At 69.6% G+C, this 19,963-nt stretch carries 16 protein-coding genes; 9 read left to right on the forward strand and 7 right to left on the reverse strand.

Translation table 11 applies throughout. From position 1 onward, the window contains the following. Positions 1-164: 164 nt before the first annotated feature. Positions 165-2,144: a hypothetical protein gene (locus DEO45_RS01340; protein ID WP_223250733.1), complete on the reverse strand. Its 1,980-nt coding sequence runs from the start codon at positions 2,142-2,144 to the stop codon at positions 165-167. A 42-nt stretch (positions 2,145-2,186) separates the two neighbouring features. Next, positions 2,187-3,185: a hypothetical protein gene (locus DEO45_RS01345; protein ID WP_223250734.1), complete on the reverse strand. Its 999-nt coding sequence runs from the start codon at positions 3,183-3,185 to the stop codon at positions 2,187-2,189. A gap of 245 nt (positions 3,186-3,430) precedes the next feature. On the opposite strand from DEO45_RS01345, the gene fusA reads away from it, so the two are divergent. After that, complete coding sequence (gene fusA / locus DEO45_RS01350) at positions 3,431-5,470, forward strand: elongation factor G (RefSeq protein ID WP_114340536.1); 2,040 nt, start codon at positions 3,431-3,433, stop codon at positions 5,468-5,470. 19 nt (positions 5,471-5,489) lie between these two features. Here the strand turns inward: fusA and DEO45_RS01355 are convergent, their stop codons facing one another. Beyond that, complete coding sequence (locus tag DEO45_RS01355) at positions 5,490-5,957, reverse strand: SET domain-containing protein (RefSeq protein ID WP_114340537.1); 468 nt, start codon at positions 5,955-5,957, stop codon at positions 5,490-5,492. A 302-nt stretch (positions 5,958-6,259) separates the two neighbouring features. Between DEO45_RS01355 and DEO45_RS01360 the strand changes: the two genes are divergently transcribed. From DEO45_RS01360 to DEO45_RS01375, 4 genes are all read left to right on the forward strand, one after another. Further along, positions 6,260-6,736 (forward strand): hypothetical protein, encoded by a 477-nt coding sequence (locus tag DEO45_RS01360; protein ID WP_114340538.1) that lies wholly within the window; start codon positions 6,260-6,262, stop codon positions 6,734-6,736. A 23-nt stretch (positions 6,737-6,759) separates the two neighbouring features. Then, entirely contained in the window at positions 6,760-8,550 is a 1,791-nt protein-coding gene (locus DEO45_RS01365) for an acyl-CoA dehydrogenase C-terminal domain-containing protein (RefSeq protein WP_114340539.1), read from the forward strand. Between the two features lie 150 nt (positions 8,551-8,700). After that, entirely contained in the window at positions 8,701-9,672 is a 972-nt protein-coding gene (locus tag DEO45_RS01370) for a polysaccharide deacetylase family protein (RefSeq protein ID WP_114340540.1), read from the forward strand. Continuing rightward, complete coding sequence (locus DEO45_RS01375) at positions 9,669-10,442, forward strand: formyl transferase (RefSeq protein WP_223250735.1); 774 nt, start codon at positions 9,669-9,671, stop codon at positions 10,440-10,442. The genes DEO45_RS01370 and DEO45_RS01375 overlap by 4 nt, the downstream gene beginning before the upstream one ends. A 172-nt stretch (positions 10,443-10,614) precedes the next feature. Here the strand turns inward: DEO45_RS01375 and DEO45_RS01380 are convergent, their stop codons facing one another. Further along, the gene (locus DEO45_RS01380; RefSeq protein WP_114340541.1) at positions 10,615-10,854 is read right to left on the reverse strand and encodes a hypothetical protein; all 240 of its coding nucleotides are present in this window, start codon (positions 10,852-10,854) and stop codon (positions 10,615-10,617) included. A gap of 203 nt (positions 10,855-11,057) precedes the next feature. Further along, on the reverse strand, positions 11,058-12,974 hold the full coding sequence (locus tag DEO45_RS01385; RefSeq protein ID WP_114340712.1) for an esterase/lipase family protein: 1,917 nt from the start codon (positions 12,972-12,974) through the stop codon (positions 11,058-11,060). 119 nt (positions 12,975-13,093) lie between these two features. Between DEO45_RS01385 and DEO45_RS01390 the strand changes: the two genes are divergently transcribed. After that, entirely contained in the window at positions 13,094-14,098 is a 1,005-nt protein-coding gene (locus tag DEO45_RS01390) for a DUF4105 domain-containing protein (RefSeq protein ID WP_114340542.1), read from the forward strand. 95 nt (positions 14,099-14,193) lie between these two features. On the opposite strand, the gene DEO45_RS01395 is transcribed toward DEO45_RS01390, so the two are convergent. After that, complete coding sequence (locus DEO45_RS01395; RefSeq protein ID WP_114340543.1) at positions 14,194-15,633, reverse strand: RNB domain-containing ribonuclease; 1,440 nt, start codon at positions 15,631-15,633, stop codon at positions 14,194-14,196. A gap of 145 nt (positions 15,634-15,778) precedes the next feature. Between DEO45_RS01395 and DEO45_RS01400 the strand changes: the two genes are divergently transcribed. Beyond that, positions 15,779-16,252 (forward strand): GNAT family N-acetyltransferase, encoded by a 474-nt coding sequence (locus DEO45_RS01400; protein ID WP_114340544.1) that lies wholly within the window; start codon positions 15,779-15,781, stop codon positions 16,250-16,252. 63 nt (positions 16,253-16,315) lie between these two features. Here the strand turns inward: DEO45_RS01400 and DEO45_RS01405 are convergent, their stop codons facing one another. Next, positions 16,316-17,095, reverse strand: coding sequence for a SapC family protein (locus DEO45_RS01405; RefSeq protein ID WP_114340545.1), 780 nt, complete (start codon positions 17,093-17,095; stop codon positions 16,316-16,318). A gap of 240 nt (positions 17,096-17,335) precedes the next feature. Between DEO45_RS01405 and DEO45_RS01410 the strand changes: the two genes are divergently transcribed. Together DEO45_RS01410 and dxs are read left to right on the forward strand one after the other, a co-directional pair. Further along, complete coding sequence (locus DEO45_RS01410) at positions 17,336-17,947, forward strand: HNH endonuclease (RefSeq protein ID WP_114340546.1); 612 nt, start codon at positions 17,336-17,338, stop codon at positions 17,945-17,947. A gap of 103 nt (positions 17,948-18,050) precedes the next feature. Then, positions 18,051-19,940, forward strand: a complete 1,890-nt coding sequence (dxs, locus tag DEO45_RS01415) for a 1-deoxy-D-xylulose-5-phosphate synthase (RefSeq protein ID WP_114340547.1) — start codon at positions 18,051-18,053, stop codon at positions 19,938-19,940. Positions 19,941-19,963: the final 23 nt, after the last annotated feature.

Consider the following 19,963-nt stretch of genomic DNA (forward strand, 5'->3'; position numbering starts at 1 on the left):
GGAACACCATCGCCTTGTCCGATTCCGCGATCCACTGCGCGAGCTGCGCCATCGTTCCAACGAGCTTGCTGCAGGACGGCAGTGCCGGCATGGCACCTCGGCGCACGCATGATGTGCGCACCGGATCCTCTGGACCGGGGGCGAGCGTGGCCGCGGCGTGCCGCTCAGTGGAACTGGTCGCTCGCCGGCACCCAGGAGCTGGACGATGGCGCCGGCGCGGCCGGTTCCACCGGCAGCACGATGCCTTCGCAGCCGGGTGGCGGGGGCCCGCCGGCGATGCGCGCGGTGGCGCACTCGGCGGCGTTGTCGAACCTGACCACCGGTGCGGGCGCCCCGCGGGCGGCCACGGACGCGGGCGATGCCGGCGGGTTGGCCGGCGCCAGGTGCAGGCGATCGTAGACTTTCGGGGCGACCGGCCTGGCGGGCGGGTCCGGATTGTCGCAGCCGAACAGTGCGATCGGCAGCAGCGGCATCACCGTGCATTTCACTCGGACGCCGCGCGGCAGGTGGAAGGTGTGGCTGAGCTTGGTCTTGTCCACCGCGCGGTGCAGCGCGGTGTCGATCGAGCTTTCGCCTTCGGGCGTCCAGTCCTGCTCGAAGCGGGTGGGCTGGTAGCCGATGTTCGGCGCACTGTGGCGCATGATCTCGGTGTCGCCGCGCGGCTTCAGCTGCACGTAGCTACCCGGCTCGCCCTGCTGTCCGCTCTGCTGCCCACCTTGCCGCTCGCCCTGCGTCGCGCCGGGCTGGTTGTCGCCGGGCTGGCCCGACTGCGGCTGGCTGCCATGACCGGGCGTCGATGCGGACGACGCGGCGTTCGCGCCGGTGCGGCTGGCCACTCCGGTGCGATTCTCGGCCGGCGCTGCCGAGTTGGCGCCGGGCGTGGCGAAGTCGCTGCCTTGCGCGCTGGCCTCTGGCGCGCGACTGACGTCGCGGCCCTGGCCAGCCTCGGCCGGCTGCGGCGTGGCCTGTTCCGCCGGCGGCGCGGCGGCGGCAGCATGAGAGGCGGCCGCCGCCTCGGCCGGTACGGTCTCGGCGACGGTGGCCGGCGCGCTCAGCTGCGGCCGCGCGCTGGACGGCCGGATGGCTGTTTCGCGCGCGGCTTCCGACACCTTGACCTTCTCGTTCGCCACCTGCGGCTGGATTTTCTCCGCTGCCGCGGGCGCCAGCGGCACCGCCGCGAGTTCGGCTTCGGCCACTTCGATCGCCGGCGCCTGCACTTGCGGCTTCTCGTTCGGCACGGTGGGCGCGGGCACACTCAGCTGCGCCTGCAGGTTCACCCTCGGCTCGGCCTGCGCCGGCAGCGGCACCGGCTGCAATTCGGGCACCGGCGGCGCCGCCGGCAGCTCGGCACGGGCCGGCGTCACGCTGGCGGGCGCAGTGGATCTGGGTACCTCGGCATTCAGCGCGATGCTGGAGACGGCGATCGGCGGCGCGGCCTGCGCGGGCAGTTCCGGCAATGCCAGCGATGGCGGTGGCGGCATCGCGCGGTTGCCTTCCAGTTGCGGCCTGCGCACCGACTCGGGCTGGTATTTCGGCGGCACCGGCGGCTGCAGGGCCGGCGTCGGCAGGGTCACCGCCGGCGGCTCGCCGGCCAGCGGCACCGGCTGCAGCTCGGGCGTGGGCGCCGGTTGCAGCAGGCTTGCCAGAGGCTTCGGTGCGGCCGCTGGTTTCGGCGCTGGCGCCTTCGGTTTCGCCACGGCGGCGATCATCGGCGTGGCCGTCGCGGCCGGTTGCTCGGTGGCCACGGCCTGCGCGTTGGCGTCGGGTTCGCGGCTCGGCACGGGCCGGCTGGCGTGACCCTGGTGGCGCGGTCCGCGCTCCTTCGGCGGAGTGCCGCGCACCGGCGGCGGTGGCGGCGGTTCCGGCGGCTCGACCAGACGCACCTGCAGGAACTGCTGCTTCGATGGCGGCGGCGGCGCCAGCTGGAACGCGGGGCCGAGCACGAAGCCGAACAGGAACAGCAGGTGCACCAGCAACGCACCGAAGACGCCTAACAGGCGCAGGCCCAGCTCGCGCGGGCGCGGTCGTGTGCGCTGGTGGTAGACCCGTGCCCGGGTCGCCGCAGCCAGCGGCGAGTTCAGCATCACCCGCGCGGGATTGGCTGAGCGGCCGGCGTCAGGTTGGTCCGGGGGTGGCAGGGGCATGCGCGCGAGTGTAGCGGGCGCGGGTAGGCCCCGGCATGACGCTCAGTGGTCGCGCGCGGCTCCCGCGGCGCGTTCGCGCAGTTCGGCATCGACCGCGCGATTGGGCGTGTCGACCGGGCAGCCCCAGGCCAGCGGCTTGCCCGCGCGATACATCGCGATGCAGGCCGCCTCGTCCGGCTTCGGCGGCAGGTGCGCCGCGCCGTCCAGCGGCGCGGCCGGCGCCATGCTGAGGCGCTCGTCGCCGTCTTTCGCCGAGGGTGGTGGCGGCGGCTCGCCGCCGCAGCCGCCGGCCAGCATCGCCAGCGAGACGGCGCAGTGGATGCGCACGCCACGCGGCAGGCGGATGGTCTGCTTCACCGTGGTCTTGTCGACCAGCTTCTGCAATGCGCTGTCGAACGCGTTGCCGCCGCCCCAGTCCTTGTCGAAGCGCGTGGCCCGGTATTCGACCGGACTGCGGTGCTGCATGATCCGCGCGTCGTCGCGCGGCAGGTTCGACACGTAGTCCGGCGCCGGCGCACTGGCGGTCGGCGCGGGCAGCAGCGGCTGGCCCTGCTTGTCGTAGAGGCGCGATGCGGCCGGCGGCGCGGGCAACTCCAGCGCCATTGCGTTCTGCGCCGGCGGCTCGTGCCGCGGTGGGGTACGCGGTCGCGACGGTGCGGAGGGTGCGGGCGGCAGCAGCGCAGCGGCTGGCGGCGTGCTGGTGATGAAACGCACCTCCAGCGCTTCCTCCCGCGATGCATGCGGCGCGGGCGGCAGGCGCGGACGCATCTGCTGCCACACCACCAGCGCGAACAGCGCATGCAGCAGCAGCGCCACCAGCAGGGCCGGCCCGTGCCATCGGTATTCGCGCGCCGGTTCGCGCCAACGTCGCCGGCGCAGCAGCGCACGCTCCGCCGCTTCCAGCGGAGTCAGGCCACGAGCCGATTCCCCCGCCGGGTCCGGGCCGGGCGAGTTCTGCTGCTGGGGGACACGCTGTGGATGGGCGATGGCGGTGGCTCGCGGGTGGCGGTACGGCTGGGACGCCGGGCACTGGCCCGGCAACCTGCCGCGTTGCTCCGTAGACCGCCGCGCCGCCGCGCCGGTTCCCCGCACTGCAACTTGACCGTGCCGGCGGTTGGCTCAAGGCTACGCGGACGGCGCCACGCGCCGTCTCTCCGCCATGACCGCCCTCGCCCTGCACGCGTGAAGGACGACCATGACGGCCCGCCATCGTCAGCCGCCAACGCGCGGCCTCGTGCGGCGCCGTTCATGCCACGAGGCCGTGCCCTGCATGGGAGGGTCGCATCGTGACGTATTCCACGGAAAGCATCCGCAACATCGCGCTCGCCGGGCACGCCGGCGTGGGCAAGACCACGCTGTTCGAAGCGCTGCTGCACGCCGGCGGTGCGATCCAGGCGATGGGCTCGATCGAGCGCGGTAACACGGTATCGGACAGCGACAGCCAGGAGAAGGCGCGCGCGCACTCCATCGACAGCTGCATCGCCAGCCTCGGCCACGCCGGCTGCCACATCAACCTGATCGACACCGCCGGCTACGCCGATTTCCGCGGCGGCACGCTGTCGGCGCTGGCCGCGGTGGAGACGGTGGCGGTGGTGGTCAATGCGGTCAACGGCATCGAACACGGCACCCGCCGCATGATGATGCATGCGAAGGCGCGCGGCCTGGCACGCATGCTGGTGATCAACAAGATCGACTACGACGGCGCCCACCTGGCCGCGCTGGTGGATGCGCTGCGCGAGGAATTCGGCGGCGAATGCCTGCCGGTGAACCTGCCGGCCGGGCGCGGAAGCCGCGTGCTGGACTGCTTCTTCCACGCCGACGGCGTCACCGATTTTTCCTCGCTGGCCGAGGCGCACCAGCGCATCCTCGACCAGGTGGTCGAGGTCGACGAGACGGTGATGGACCGCTACCTGGACGCCGGCGAAGGCGCGCTGACGCCGCAGCAGCTGCACGACGCGTTCGAGCAGTGCCTGCGCGAGGGCCACCTGGTGCCGATCTGCTTCGTCAGCGCACGCACCGGCGCGGGCCTGGCCGAGCTGCTGGACGTGGCGGCGCGGCTGCTGCCGAACCCGGCCGAGGGCAACCCGCCGCCGTTCGTGCGCGGCGACGGCACGCCGCTGAAAGTCGGCGCCGACCCCGCAGCTCATGTGATCGCCGACGTGTTCAAGATCGTCAACGATCCATTCGTGGGCAAGCTGGGCGTGTTCCGCGTGTGGCAGGGCACGATCCGCCGCGACAGCCAGTTGCTGGTCGACGACGGCCGCAAGCCGTTCAAGGTCGGCCATCTGCTGAGCCCGCAGGGCAAGGGGCATGTGGAAATCGAGGCGGCGATCCCCGGCGACATCGCCGCGGTGGCGAAGGTGGAGGAGATCCACTTCGACGCGGTGCTGCACGACTCGCACGACGAGGACCGCATCGCGCTGGCGCCGCCGGCCTTTCCCGCGCCGATGTTCGGCCTGGCGCTGGTGCCGCGGCACAAGGGCCAGGAGCAGAAACTCTCCAACGCGCTGGCACGGCTGGCGGAGGAAGACCCGTGCTTCCGCGTCGAGCACCACAAGGAGCTCAACGAGACGGTGGTGCGCGGCTTGTCCGACCTGCACCTGAAGGTGATGCTGGAACGCATGCGCGAGCGCTACGGCGTCGAGGTGGAGGCGCAACCGCCGCGGATCGCCTACCGCGAAACCATCGCCGCCCATGCGGACGGCCACCACCGACACAAGAAACAGACCGGTGGCGCCGGCCAGTTCGGCGAGGTCTTCCTGCGCATCGAGCCACTCGAGCGCGGCGCCGGCTTCGAGTTCGTCGACGCGGTGAAGGGCGGCGTGATCCCGGGCCAGTTCCTGCCGGCGATCGAGAAAGGCGTGCGCCAGGCGATGGAGCACGGCGCGGTCGCCGGCTATCCGCTGCAGGACCTGCGCGTGACCGTGTATGACGGCAAGTACCACCCGGTCGACTCGAAGGAGGTCGCCTTCGTCAGCGCCGGCAAGAAGGCCTTCCTCGACGCGGTCGGCAAGGCGCGGCCGATCGTGCTGGAGCCGATCGTCAACGTCGAGGTGGCGATCCCCGAGAACAGCGTGGGCGACGTCACCGGCGGCCTGGCCGGCAAGCGCGCGCGCATCCTGGGCACCGACACCCAGCGCGGCGGCGAGCTGGTGATCAAGGCGCAGGCGCCCCTGGCCGAACTGACCGACTACCCCACCGAACTGAAGGCGATGACCGGCGGCCGCGGCCGCTACAGCCTCGACCTCAGCCACTACGAAGCGGTGCCGCCCGCCGTGCAGAAGCAGCTCGGCGAGGCGTGGAAGCCGCACGTGGAGGAGGATTGAGTCTTCCCGCCGGCAGGCTTCAACGCTTCGGCTTGAGCAGGGTGCCGGTGCACTTCGGCGAGCCGCACAGGCATACCCACAGCTTCTTCAGGCGTGCGGTGTGCGGCACGTCGAGCACGATGCCGTAGTCGTAGGTGAGCTCCTCGCCGGGCTTGATGTTGCGGATCGCCTCGATCAGCACCCGGTCCCTGCGCGGGTCGCCGCTGGCGCTTTCCTCGACCAGCGCACGGCAGTTCGGCGCGCAGCTGTGGTTGATCCAGCGTGCGCTGTTGCCGCCCTGGTTGGCGTCGATGATGTAGTCGTCGTTGAGCGTGAACAGGAAGGTGTGGCCGGTCTCGCCGCCGTCGCCGTACAGGTCGTCGGCCTGCGCGTGACTCATCAACTTGCCCTTGTACTCGATGATCTCCTCGCCCTTCCCGATCGGGGCGGTGGCGAACACGCCGTTGCCGTGGATTGGCGAGCGGCGCGCAACAAAACGTCGTGACATGCGATGGAACCCTGCGGGCGGAGAGGAAACGCCGATGATGCCTGTTTGCAGATGACGGCGAAACCTCGTGATGGCCAGGATCTTCCGGCGCGCACGATGCCCCATCCGTGTTGCGCCATCGCGCGGACTGCTCGCGCACTTCGCCATCCCGATGAAGCGTTTCGGACAACCTGAGGGGTCGCTCCAGCCGCAGGGAAGGCCCGGGGTTTCCACCGGCGCGGGCAGTTGTCGCCCTCGTACTGGCGCCGGTACCCCCAATCATGGTTAGAATCGGTATTCAAACGATCGTTTGGAGAATCGCGATGCGCCTGTTGCGCTGGATCATCCCCGTCCTGTTGCTGGGCCTGGCCGCCTGTGGCCCGGCGAAGAAGAGCGTGTACCCGCCCAACGTGAGCATCCAGCAACTGACCGTGCTGCCGGGCGGCCAGTGGCAGCTGACCCTGCGCATCCAGAACAACAGCTACGGCGAGATGGATTTCAGGTCGCTGGACGGCCTGCTGCAGGTCGCCGAACTGGTGCCGGTGCGGCTGCGTGCCACCTTCGAGCGCGACATCCCCGAGCTCGCCGGCGATGTGATCCGGCTCGACGTGCTGCCCACCGCCGCGATGACCCAGGCGCTGCAGACCACCGCCGCCAAGGGCAGCGCCGGTTCGCTGGCCTACCGCGTCAGCGGCAGCATCAGCGCCAGGCCCGAGCAGGAATCGAAGCCGCGCGAATTCGACTTCAGCGGCAACAACTGGATCTCGCCGGTGCCGGGCATTCCCGGCACCTACCGCTGACCCCTTTCATCCAAGGAATCGCCATGACCATCTACAAGGCCCCCCTCGACGACCTGCGTTTCGCCCTGTTCGACGTCCTCGGCGCGGAGCGCACCCTCACCGCGCTGCAGGGCGGCGAGGCGCACAGCCGCGACCTGCTCGACGCGGTGCTGGAGGAAGCCGGGCGCTTGAGCGAGCAGTTGCTGGCGCCGACCAATGCGCCTGCCGACGCGGAAGGCTGCCACTTCGACAAGGCCACCCAGACGGTGACCACGCCGAAGGGTTTCAAGGAGGCGTTCAAGGCCTTCGCCGAAGGCGGCTGGACCGGCCTGACCAACCCCGAGGCCTACGGCGGCCAGGCCCTCCCCGGCGTGCTCGGCACCGCCACCACCGAGATCTTCCAGTCCGGCAACCTGGCCTGGAGCCTGTACCCGCTGCTGTCCGAGGGCGCCACCCACGCGATGGAACTGCACGGCGAGGAGTGGCAGCGCGAGCGCTTCATGAAGCCGATCGTCGCCGGCCGCTGGACCGGCACCATGTGCCTGACCGAGCCGCAGGCCGGCTCCGACCTCGGCCTGCTGAAGACCCGCGCCGAGCCGGCCGCGGCGGATGCCGACGGCCACGCGGTCTACAAGATCAGCGGCACCAAGATATTCATCAGCGCCGGCGAACACGACCTCGCCGAAAACATCGTGCACCTGGTGCTGGCGCGCCTGCCCGACGCACCGGAAGGCAGCCGCGGCATCTCGATGTTCATCGTGCCCAAGTTCAAGCTCGACGCGGACGGTTCGCCGGGCGCGCGCAACACCGTGGCCGCCGGCGCGATCGAGCACAAGATGGGCATCCACGCCTGCTCCACCTGCGTGATGAACTTCGACGGCGCCGAGGGCTACCTGATCGGCAAGCCGCACAAGGGCCTCGCCGCGATGTTCACCATGATGAACGCGGCGCGCCTGTCGGTCGGCGTGCAGGGCCTGGCGCTGGCCGAGCGCGCACTGCAAAACAGCCTCAACTACGCGCGCGAGCGGCTGCAGTCGCGTTCGCTGTCCGGCCCGAAGTTCCCCGACAAGCCGGCCGACAACCTGCTGGTGCAGCCGGACGTGCGCCGCATGCTGCTGACCCAGCGCGCCTTCGTCGAAGGCTCGCGCGCGCTGGTGCTGTACACCGCGCTGCAGACTGACATCGAACATCGCGCAACGGACGAGGCCGCGCGGCAGAAGGCCGGCGAACTGGTCGCCTTCCTGATCCCGATCGCCAAGGGCATGACCACCGAGCTGGCGCAGGAGTGCACCAAGGAAGCGCTGCAGATCTACGGCGGCCACGGCTACATCGCCGAGAACGGCATGGAGCAGTTCGTCCGCGACGCCCGCATCATCACCCTGTACGAGGGCACCACCGGCATCCAGGCCGCCGACCTGCTGGGCCGAAAGATCCTCCAGCTGCAGGGCGTGGGCGCGAAACACTTCCTGCAGGAGATCAGCGCGTTCTGCCAGCAGCACAGCGCCGACGAATCACTGCGCGGTCTTATCGGCCCGCTGGCCGTCGCCACGAAGGAATGGAGCGACCTCACCGTGAGCCTGGCCCAGCGCACGCAGGCCAACCCGGAGGAACTCGGCGCCGCGGCCACCGACTACCTCTACTACTCCGGCTATGTCACCCTCGCCTACCTGTGGGTGCGCAGCGTGGCCGCCGCCGAAGCCGGCACGCAATCGGCCGCGTTCAAGCAGGCCAAGCGCGACACTGCCGCGTTCTACTTCGCCCGCATCCTGCCGCGCACCCTGGTGCACAAGGCGGCGATCGAGGCCGGGGTGAAGACCCTGCCCGAAATCGCCTGAGGCCTCGCCGGCTACGCCAGCAAGAAAGCCCGGCCGACCTGGGCTTTCTTGCTGGCGCGCGGGCGGCAAGCCTCCCCCGCCGCCACACCACGCTGGCATTCATCGCAAGCTGTTACGATCGGGTGGGTAGGAAGGCAGCCTGGGGATGGCATGAACACCGGCGCGTTCACGATATCCATCGACTTCGAGCTTTACTGGGGCGTGCGCGACAAGCGCAGCCTCGATGCTTATCGCGAGCGGCTGGATGGCGCCCGGCAGGCCATTCCCCGCATGCTCGGCCTGTTCGAGCAACATCGGATCCACGTCACCTGGGCGACCGTGGGTTTCCTGTTTTGCCACGACCGCGACGAGGCCCTGTCGGCGGCGCCGTCCGCACGGCCGGGCTACGACAACCGCGCGCTCTGCCCATACCGCTACCTGGAACAGTCCACGGATATCGCCGAGCGCTACCACTTCGCGCCCGCCCTGATCGACCTGATCACCGCGACGCCGCACCAGGAGATAGCGACCCATACCTACTCGCACTATTACTGCCGGGAAGCGGGGCAGACAGCCGCGACGTTCAGCGCCGACCTCGCCGCCGCCCTCCGCATGGCAGCGACACGGGGCCTCACCCTGCGCAGCCTGGTGTTTCCCCGCAACCAGTGGCACCCCGACTATCTGGCGATACTGGCGGAACATGGCATCACCGCCTATCGCGGCAACGAGCACGGCTGGCTGTACGCCGCGACCGACAACGTCGGACAGAACACCGTGCGCCGCATGGGCCGCCTGCTGGACAGCTACATCAATCTCAGCGGCCACCACACCTACACACTGGAGAGCCGCGCCGGCGCATCCCCGTTCAACTTTCCGGCCAGCCGTTTCCTGCGCCCCCACGACCGGCGCCTGGCCTGGCTGGACGGCCTGCGGCTGCGCCGCATCAGGCGTGCCATGCGCCACGCCGCCCGGCACCATGAAATCTTCCATCTGTGGTGGCACCCGCACAATTTCGGCGTCGACACCGACCGGAACATGCGCTTCCTTGAGCAGGTGATCGAGGAGTTCGAACGCCTGCGCCGCGATGACGGCATGCGCTCGCTGGGCATGGCCGAACTCGCCGACGAGTTGGCCGCACGATGAGCGGACGGCCCCCACGCATCGCCATGCTGTGCGGCGACGGGCCGTCGTCCTGGTTCATGTACAACGCGCTGGCCGGCGAGGTGCAGATCCTCGCCGTGGTGGTGGAGCGCAAGCCGTCGGCCCGGGGCATGCTCCGGTACCGGGTGCGCCAGCTGGGTTGGCCCACGGTCATCGGCCAGCTTGCCTTCATCGCGTTCAACCGCCTGCTGGTGCGATTCCAGCGCCGTCGCATGGACGAGCTGATCCTCCGCTACGGGCTGCAGGCGGACCCGCCGCCGGCCGCCATCACCCATCGGGTGCACAGCGTCAACGCCGCGGCTGTGCGGCGGCTGCTCGGGAAGCTCGACATCGATGCGGTCGTGGTGAACGGCACCCGGATCATTTCGCGTGCCGTGATCGAGTGCATCGACCGCCCCTTCATCAACACCCACGTCGGCATCACCCCGCGTTACCGCGGAGTGCACGGCGGCTACTGGGCGCTGGTCCACGACGATGCCGAAAACTGCGGCGTCACCGTGCACCTGGTGGACACCGGGGTGGACACCGGCGGCGTGCTGTATCAGCAACGGATCCACGTCGGGAGCGGCGACGGCTTCAATACCTATCCGCTGCACCAGCTGGCCGCTGCCATCCCGCTGATGAAGCAGGCCTTGCACGACGTGGTCGACGGTACCCTCATCCATCGCGACGGGGTCGGCCCCTCCAGGCTCTGGTATCACCCCACCCTCGGCCAGTACCTCAGGTATCGGTTCTCGAAGTCGGTCAAATAGAGTCGGCCCGCAGCGCGGCCAGGGCGTGCAGGCCCGCCTTTCCGATATGTGGCCGATGCCCCGGGCCTTTCCCGGGCGTAAGGATCGATGTGGGGCGCCCGGCGTCGGCCCGCGTCAGCAAACGTGCCGCAATGCGTCAGCTTTTCTTCAAGAGCGACAGTTGTCCGGCGCGTTACTGCGAGAAAGCGCCCTGGGAAGGGCCGCCACTGAACCGCAGATACTGCTGGATCAATGCCTCATGGGTAGCGGCCGCCTGCAACAGTTCCCGCGCCAGCGCTTCCTGCGCGCCGGCGACGTTTGCCGGTGAGGGCGCCACCGCGGCCGGGGTCGTGCTCGCCACCCGCAACGGGGCCACGGGCTCGGCTGATTCGGAATCGGTCAGATAGTTGATGTCGTAGGCGAGTTCATTCATGCGATCGATAAAGCAATAGGCTTGCCAACATCGGCGATTTCGCCCGGGAATACCACGCAGCGCCCATACCACGCGGCCGACGAGGCCAGTTTCATCGCGTTGCCCGCCGGCGGGCGACTGAAGCCGCGGGCGTCTTGCTGACCGCAGAGGGCGGCTGGAAGGGCGTCCGCTTTTGATCCGGGGGAGCGGAGCGGCATGCCGGGTCAATGACCCGGGCCGCCCTTCGTCGCGGCCAGTTGCAGCCGCAGGATCCGGCGCAGCTCCAGGATCGCCGCGGGCGTTTCCGGCACGCTGTGCCACGACGGGATGGCCAGCTCGGAGTCGGCGCCGTCCAGGTGCGCGCTGCGGTACGGCACCACGCCGTCGCTGCTGTCCTGCAGCGCGCCTTTCGATTCATACACGCCAACGATGGTGTGGTAGTGCACCTGCGGCGAGATCGGCAGGTTCGCTGCGGCGACGATGAACGGATCGGTGTCGCTGAGGTTGTCGATGCTGTTGGACACGTGCAGCGACGGACCTTCGCTGGAATCGCCGGATTTCAGCAGCTCGGCGATTTCGCCCATTTCCTGCAGCACGGCGACCGGCAGCCGGATCAGGTTGCCGATCCAGCGCGCGAGGCGGTGCTGGGCGTACGGCGTGCCGCGATGCGGCGCGGCCAGGAACACCGCACGGGTCACCTGCGGCATCGGGGTGAATTGCAGGTATGGGGCCAGGCGCTGGCGCAACCGCTGGCGTTTCGCCGCCGGCAGGTTCGCGCGCACCGGCAGCACGCTCCACAGCCGCTCGCCGCTGGAGGACACCAGCAGGCGCGCGATCAAGCCACCCATGCTGTGGCCGATCAGCACCATGTTGTTCGAGGCGCGCGCCTGGCCGGACGGGTCGTAGTGCTTCAACGTGGCGTCCAGCGCCTTGCGGATGTTGGCCAGGTTCACCGCCACCGGCAGGTTGGTCGGGTAGTAGACCTCCCATACCTGGTAGTTGCGGCGCAGTTTCTCGTCGCCCATCACCTCGTTGGCCACGTTGATCCACGCTTCAGGGCTGCTGGCCAGGCCGTGCAGCATCACCACCGTGAGCCGGTCGGGATCGTAGGGCTGCATCAGCAGTACGCGCGGCGTCTTGATGCCGCCCTCGCGGCCCAGCAGCGAGCGGATCGACTGGCTGGCGAAGCCCGAACGCGCCAGCCACACGCCGTAGGGTGCGGTGAAATTCGCGCCCAGCGGCACCACCCGACCACCCACCGCGACGGTGTCGTCGTGATACGGGTCGCGCACCAGCAGGCGCACCTGCCGGGTCGCCAGCACCTGGTCCAGCGTGCTGCCCGCGAACACCAGCGCGCCGGTGATCGGGACGTAATCGGGTTCGCGCCATGGCACGGCGGCATCGGCCGTCTCCCTCGGCGCAACGGCCACGAAGTCGGAACCGAAGCCGTCGCGCCGGTAGACATTGCGCAGGCCTTCGAAGCGCAGGTTCCCCGCGGGGATCAGCTCCACCGGCACGCGCGTGCCGCCCGCCAGGCGCACGTCGCTCTGCGGGCGAAGTACGCTCCAGCCGGCCAGCGTGGTCTGCGTCCAGCCCGGATCCAGCCGCGGCAGTTCCAGGAAGAAGCGACTCATCGCGCGCTGCACGGCCAGGTTGTAGAACCACGTCACCTGCACCTGGCGCAATTCGAACGCGCGCTCGGCGGGCGAACGCACGGTGTAGAAGAGATACGCATAGGCGTAGCGCGCGGATTGCAGGTAAGCATCCAGCGTCGGATCGCCCATCGCCGCGTCGCGCCGCGATCGCTCCGCCTTGAGCGCCCTGCCCAGCCACAGCTCGGCCAGTGCCGAGAGCCGCTGTTCGTCGGTCAGTCCCGTCGAACGGGCGACGGTGTCCGTGCAGGCGGTGAATTCGCGCTGGCAATTGTCGGCCGTCAGCGCCACCACGTTGAGCGACTGCACGGTGCGATCGCTCAGCCGGTTGGCAACGATCACGTCGGCACGCCGCTGGCTCACGTAATCGTTGGTGTTGACGTGGCTCACCCCGACCATCGCGCAGGCGTCGAGGCCGAGCAGCCCGATGATGGCGATGCAGCGCGCTGCCCAGGCGCAGGTTCCGGCCTTCATCTGCAGCGGTCCCATCGGCATCTTGTCCCGAGCCTGGCGGTGCGGGGATTGTAGCCGCCGCCTCGGGAGCCCGGCATTGTCACGCCGCAGGCAAAGCTGCAGGCTTGCGGCATGGACAAATGCCCGGAAACGAGATGACCAGGAAGCACGGGGTGATCGGCAGGGCGGCACTCTTCGCGGTGGTGTGGCTCGCCAGCTTCGTCTCCGGTGCATGGGGCGCCATGGCGCTGTGGTACCAGCTGCCCGGCAACGCGACCGTGCGCACGCTCGGCGGCACGCTGTGGGCGCTTGCCGTGATCGCCCTGGCCGCATTCGCCATCGTCCGCCGCAGCTGGCTTCCGCTGGGCGCCTACGCGGCGATGTACGCGCTGCTGCTGCTGTGGTGGGCGAGCATCTCGCCGTCCGGCATGCGGGTCTGGGCCGACGACGTCGCGCGACAGTTCACCGGCACGGTGAGCGGCAGCGAAGTCACCCTCGACAACGTGCGCGACTTCGACTGGCGCAGCGACGACGACTACGACGCGCGCTGGGAAACCCGCCACTACGACCTGGACCACCTCGCCTCGGCCGACGCGGTGCTGTCGTACTGGGGCAGCCGGGCGATCGCCCACGCGATGATCTCGTTCGGCTTCGACGACGGCAGCCGCGTGGTCTTCTCGGTGGAGATCCGACGGCAGCGCGGCGAGCAGTATTCGCCGATCGGCGGCTTCTTCAAGCAGTTCGAGACGGTGCTGGTGGCCGCCGACGAACACGACATCATCCGCGTGCGCACCAACGTGCGCGGCGAGGACGATTACCTGTATCCGCTGCGCATGGACAAGGCGGCCATGCGTGCGCTGTTCCTCTCCTATGTGCAGGCGGCGAACACGCTCGCCGGCAGGCCGGCGTTCTACAACACGATCACCTCGAACTGCACCACGATCGTCTACCGCATGGCCCGACAGATCGAGCCCGGACTGCCGTGGGACATCCGCCTGCTGCTGACCGGCTACCTGCCGGACTACCTGCACGACGTGGGTGCGGTGGATCGCAACGTGCCGCCCGACGAGCTGCGCCGCCGCGGCCGCATCACCGAACGGGCGCGAAACACGGCGGCGGGGGCCGACGACTTCTCCCGCGCGATCCGTGCCGGCGGCTGAGAGCTTCCTCCACGTGGGCGGCACCTCGCATCGACGCCGGAGGGCCACACGGACGGATCGCCGTGACACCGCGCCCGTACGCTACGTCGCGGCCCTCAGCCCGCCAGCGCGAAGCGGGTCACCCGCGTGGCCGGATCGGCCTCGACCAGGGTCACCTTGACGTCGGCGCCGAGTGGCAGGCCGGACGTGCCCGAGACGCCGGCCTCGATCGCCGGGTCGCGCACGATCACCGTACCCTTGTCGGGATCGTCGTGGGCGACCTCGACGATCGCCCCCTCGAACACCTCGCCCACGCGCGGCGCCAGCACGGCGGCTTCGGCCAGGTTCAGCACCGCCCGTTCGTACTGGCTCGCACGGTGGCCGGAAGCCTGCATGGTGGCCGGCAGGCCCGGCAACGCGGCCAGCGCCCAGTCCGGCACCGACTGCTTCGCGCACAGCGCCACGCAGACCTCGCCGGTGTAGCGGTCGACCAGCCGGCGCAGCGGCGCCGTGGCGTGGGTGTACTGCGCGGCCAGTGCCGAGTGCGTCGATTGCGCCGGCAGCGTGCCGTCGAACGCCGCGTAGCCGGCCCCGCGCAACAGGCTGGTGCAGGCGGTCAGCATCGCCACGTGGAGATCCTTCGAGGGATCCAGCGAACGGATGAATCCCGGGTAATCCAGCCCGGGCGGCCAGTCGATGCCAAGTACCCGCGCGGTGACGCGCAGGTGCTCGATCGCGTGCGGATCGGGCGGCGGCAGGGTGCGCAGCAGGCCCACCTTCGCCTGCACCATCAGGTACGCCGCGGCCATCCCGGTCAGCAGCGAGATCTGCTCGTTCCAGTCCTCCAGCGGCAACCGCGCGCGGAACGCCAGCACCCAGCGGTCGTCGACCACGCTGACCTCCTGCTCCGGCAGCGGCAGGCTGACGCCGCCGCGCGACTGCTCGCGCTTGCGGCGCAGCTCGCCGATCTCGCGCAGCACCGCCCACATCGGCTCGGCCGTGCCGGCGTCGATGCGCTGCTGCACGCCGGCGTAGTCCAGCCGCGCGCGGCTGGTCACCCGCGCGCGCCGCACGTCGACGGCGACGCCTTCGCCGGAAGGGTCCAGCTCCATCGTCCACAGCAGCGCCGGGCGCAGTTGCCCGGGCAGCAGCGAGGCGGCGCCTTCGGACAAGACCTTCGGGTGCAACGGTATCCGGGCATCCGCGCCGTACAGCGTCTCGCCGCGGCGATGCGCCTCGAGGTCGAGCGGATCGCCGGGGCTGACGAACGCGGCGACGTCGGCGATCGCGTAATGCACGCGGTAGCCGCCGTCGGTGCGCTCGACGTGCAACGCCTGGTCCAGGTCCATCGAGCCGGCCGGGTCGATGGTGACCAGCGCGATGTCGCTCCGGTCCAGTTCCGGCAGGCGCGGATTCGCCGCGGCCTTCGCCGCCGCGGCCTCGACCTCCGGCGGGAACGCCATCGGCAGCTTCAGCTCGGTCTGGATGTCGCGCATGCCCTGCGCGATCACGGCGTTGCCGGCGGGCTGGATGTGCAGGCGGCGGGTGGTCGACATGGATGATCCTCGCTGGCGGTCGGCAAGCCGGGCCGGAGCGCGCCCCTCGCACCGTCCGGAATATACACGTGCCGGGCAGGGCTACCGAAGTGGGCGCGCAAGGTGTAGAAACAGCGGCGTCACCATCCAGTCTCCGCCCGATCCGATGACCGACACGACGCTGCTGATCCGCCTGGCCGAGGACGACGACGATTTCATCCTCTCGCTGACCTCGCGTTTCGTGGATTTCACCCTGCCGCCATGGCGGCGACGGCACGAGTGCGTGGAAGGCATCCGCAAGGACCTGCTGCGGCACCTCGAGGACCAGCCGGCGAACAGCTTCCTGTTCGTGGCGGAGGACGCGGACGGCGAACGGGTCGGTTTCATCCACCTGCAGCGCACCGCGGATTTCTTCACCGGACGCAGCAATTGCCACATCTCCGACCTGGCGGTGGCGCCGCACCGGGAAGGCGACGGCGTCGGGCGGGCGCTGCTGGCGCACGCCGAAGCGTGGGCGCGCGAGCATCAATGCCAGCTGGTGACGCTGGCGGTGTTCCCCGGCAACGAGCGCGCCCGCGCGCTGTACGAAGCAAGCGGCTACGCCACCGACCTGCTGCGGCTGGCCAAGCCGGTACGCTGAAGCCACAACGAAAAAGCCGCCCGGAGGCGGCTTTTTCGTTGTGGACGGGTGGTAGCCGCGCGGTCAGTTCGTCGCGCCGGCAGCCGCCTCGGCCTCCTCGCGCACGTCGAGGCGACGGGCCAGGCGGTCGATGTTGGTCAGCGACAGCAGGTGGGCGTAGACCCAGCCGAGCACGCCTTCGCGCAGGAACTCCTGGGTGGTCTTCTCGTCCAGCTCGCGCAGCTTCTGCTCGTTGATCACGAACAGGCCGTTGAGGTTGATCGAGCGGCCCTGCTGGCCGTCCTTGCCTTCCTTCTGCAGCTGGACATTGCGCGCCTCAAGCAGGTCGTGCTTGACCAGCTGTTCCATGAACCACTTGGTGCGCGCCACGTTCTGCTGGAACTCGCCGAGGAAACCCACGGCGTTCGTCAGCAGCTCGCTGTCAGTGCCGTCTTCCTGGAACAGGCGCTGGCCTTCGCTGTCGCTGAAGCCTTCGTACTGCTCGTCGAGGAACACGGTGAAATCGTCACCGTCCTGCCCGGCCGGCTTCTCGGCCAGCACGAACGGATAGCGCCGCACGAAGGCCGGGATGTAGGTATCCGGCGCCCACTGGCCGTTCGCGTCGACGTACAGGTTCTCGTTCTGGCGCAGGCCGAGCAGCGCGATCGGGCCGGCGTCGGCCACGCCGGTGCCGGCGAACAGGATCAGCAGGTCGCGCGCGGCGATGCCGAACTCCACGCCGGTCAGCGGCACCGAATGCGCGTTCATCGCGAACTTCACGTTCGGCACGGCCTTCATGCGCAGGTTTTTGTGATCGTTGCGATTGAGCGGCACCGGACGCTCGTAGAAAAGGACTTCAGCCACGTTGTCTACCTCTGCCGCCGCCGTGCCGGGTCACCACCGGAGCGCCCCTACCAAACCCGGCGTCGGATCTGTGTTGACTGCCGATCATATCAGCGCCCGCCGGCGGCGGCGACTGCCCGTCCGCGACGCCCTGCCCCATCTGCATGCGAATTGCAACGGAATTGTTCTATGCTGGCCCCAGACAAGCATTCCCGCATTGCCGAAACGCTCTTTCGAAGCCCTGGCTGAAGGACGATTTACATGCTGATGGAAGTGCCAAGTCGGGCCGACCTCAACGCGACCCGCGTGTTGTCGCTGGACGCCGCCGGCCGCATCCTCGACTGGATCAGCTGGCAGGAGGCGGTGTGCCTCTATGTCCGTGACGCCGTCGCCTGGACGCTCGGCGACCCCTGCCTCACCGTGCACGGCGGCCACAACCGGCTGCTCGGCACGCAAAGCCGGATGCACCTGCACCCGATCATCGCAAGCACCGGCCACTGCCGCGAACACGCGATCGACCCTGCCCCGGCCCTGACCAACACCGCCTTGTTCGCGCGCGACCGCCACATCTGCCTGTACTGCGGCGACCACTTCACCCGCGCCGAGCTGACCCGCGACCACGTGCTGCCGATCTCCAAGCGCGGCCGGGACGAGTGGGAGAACGTGGTCAGCGCCTGCCTCGCCTGCAACCTGAAGAAGAGCAACCGTACCCCGCAGGAAGCCGACATGCCGCTGCTGGCGGTGCCGTACCGGCCGAGCTGGGTGGAGCACCTGATCCTGTCCAACCGCAACATCCTGGCCGACCAGATGGAATTCCTGGTGAGCCGGCTGCCGCGCGACCGCCGTTCGATGAACGTGCCGGTGGCGGCCTGAATCCAGCCGGCGGCGCGCACGACACGGTTCCGCCCGCGCGCTGCCACGCTCCGTTCACCTGCCCACCCTTGCCCCGGCCCCGCACTGGGCCAACAATAGGCAGATGAACGACCTTTCCCGCTACCCCCATCTGGCACCGATCGAGACGCCGGCCGACCTGCGCCGCGTGCCGGACGAGGAGCTTCCCGCCGTTGCCGACGAGCTGCGCCAGTACCTGATCGAGGCGGTGGCCAGCTCCGGCGGCCATTTCGGCGCGGGCCTGGGCGTGGTGGAACTGACCGTGGCGCTGCACCACGAATTCGACACCCCGCACGACCGCCTGGTGTGGGATGTCGGCCACCAGTGCTACCCGCACAAGATCCTCACCGGCCGCCGCGACCGCATCACCACGATCAAGAAGAAGGACGGCCTGGCGCCGTTCCCGCGGCGCGAGGAAAGCGAGTACGACACCTTCGGCGTCGGCCATTCGTCCACTTCGATCTCGGCCGCGCTCGGCATGGCGATCGCGGCGCAGCGCAAGGGTGACCCGCGCAAGGTGGTGGCGGTGATCGGCGACGGCGCGATGACCGCCGGCATGGCGTTCGAGGCACTCAACCACGGCGGCGACGTCGAGCCGGACATGCTGGTGGTGTTCAACGACAACGGCATGTCGATCAGCGAGAACGTCGGTGCGCTGACCAAGATGATGGCGCGCGCGATGGCCAGCCGGCGGCTCAATGCGGTGCGCGAGCGGGCCAAGCGGGCGATCCCGAAGCAGTCCTTCGCCGGGCGCTGGTTCAAGCGCTGGGAAGAACACGCCAAGGGCATGTTCGTGCCCTCCACGCTGTTCGAGGAACTGGGTTTCCACTACACCGGCCCGATCGACGGCCACAACATTCCGCAGCTGCTGCAGGCACTGCGCACGGTGAAGAACCTGCCCGGCCCGCAGCTGCTGCACGTGATCACCACCAAGGGCAAGGGCTACGCCCCGGCCGAGCAGGAGCAGATCGAGTACCACGCGGTGGGCCCGTTCGACCCGCAGGCGGGCGTGGTGAAGAAGGCCGCGCCGGCCCGGCCCACCTACACCGACATCTTCAGCGACTGGCTGTGCGACCAGGCTGCCGCCGACGGGCGCCTGCTCGGGATCACCCCGGCGATGCGCGAGGGTTCCGGCCTGGTGCGTTTCTCGAAGGAGTATCCCGGGCGCTACTTCGACGTGGCGATCGCCGAACAGCATGCGGTGACGCTGGCCGCCGGCATGGCCTGCGAAGGCGCCAAGCCGGTGGTGGCGATCTACTCCACCTTCCTGCAGCGCGCCTATGACCAGGCGATCCATGACGTGGCGCTGCAGAACCTCGACGTCACCTTCGCGATCGACCGCGCCGGCGTGGTCGGGCCGGACGGCGCCACCCATTCGGGCAGCTTCGACCTGACCTACCTGCGCTGCCTGCCGAACATGGTCATCATGGCGCCGGCCGACGAGAACGAATGCCGCATGATGCTGAGCACCGGCTTCCACCACCGCGGCCCCGCCGCCATCCGCTACCCGCGCGGTACCGGCCCCGGCGCCGCGATCCACCAGCAGCTCGACACGCTGCCGATCGGCAAGGCCGAATTGCGCCGGCGCGGCCACGGCGTGGCCCTGCTCAGCTTCGGCGCGATGCTGGCACCGGCCGCCACGATCGCCGCCGAGCTCGACGCCACCCTGGTCAACATGCGCTTCGTGAAGCCGCTGGACGAGGCGCTGATCGTGGAACTGGCGAAGACCCACGACGCCTTCGTCACGCTGGAAGACAACGCGATCGCCGGCGGCGCCGGCTCCGCCGTAGCCGAATGCCTGGCCGCGCACGGCATCACCCTGCCGATCCTGCACCTGGGCCTGCCGGACGTCTATCTGGAACACGGCAGCCGCGAGGAAGTGCTGAGCATGGCCGGACTCGACCTGCCCGGCATCCGCCACGCGATCCGCGCGCGCTTTCCGCAACTGGCCGCCGTCGTGGCCAACGCGGGCTGATCCTGCCGCCCCGCCACCAGGCT

It is taken from the genome of Rhodanobacter denitrificans (assembly GCF_003335105.1).
Taxonomy (GTDB): Bacteria; Pseudomonadota; Gammaproteobacteria; order Xanthomonadales; family Rhodanobacteraceae; genus Rhodanobacter; species Rhodanobacter denitrificans_A.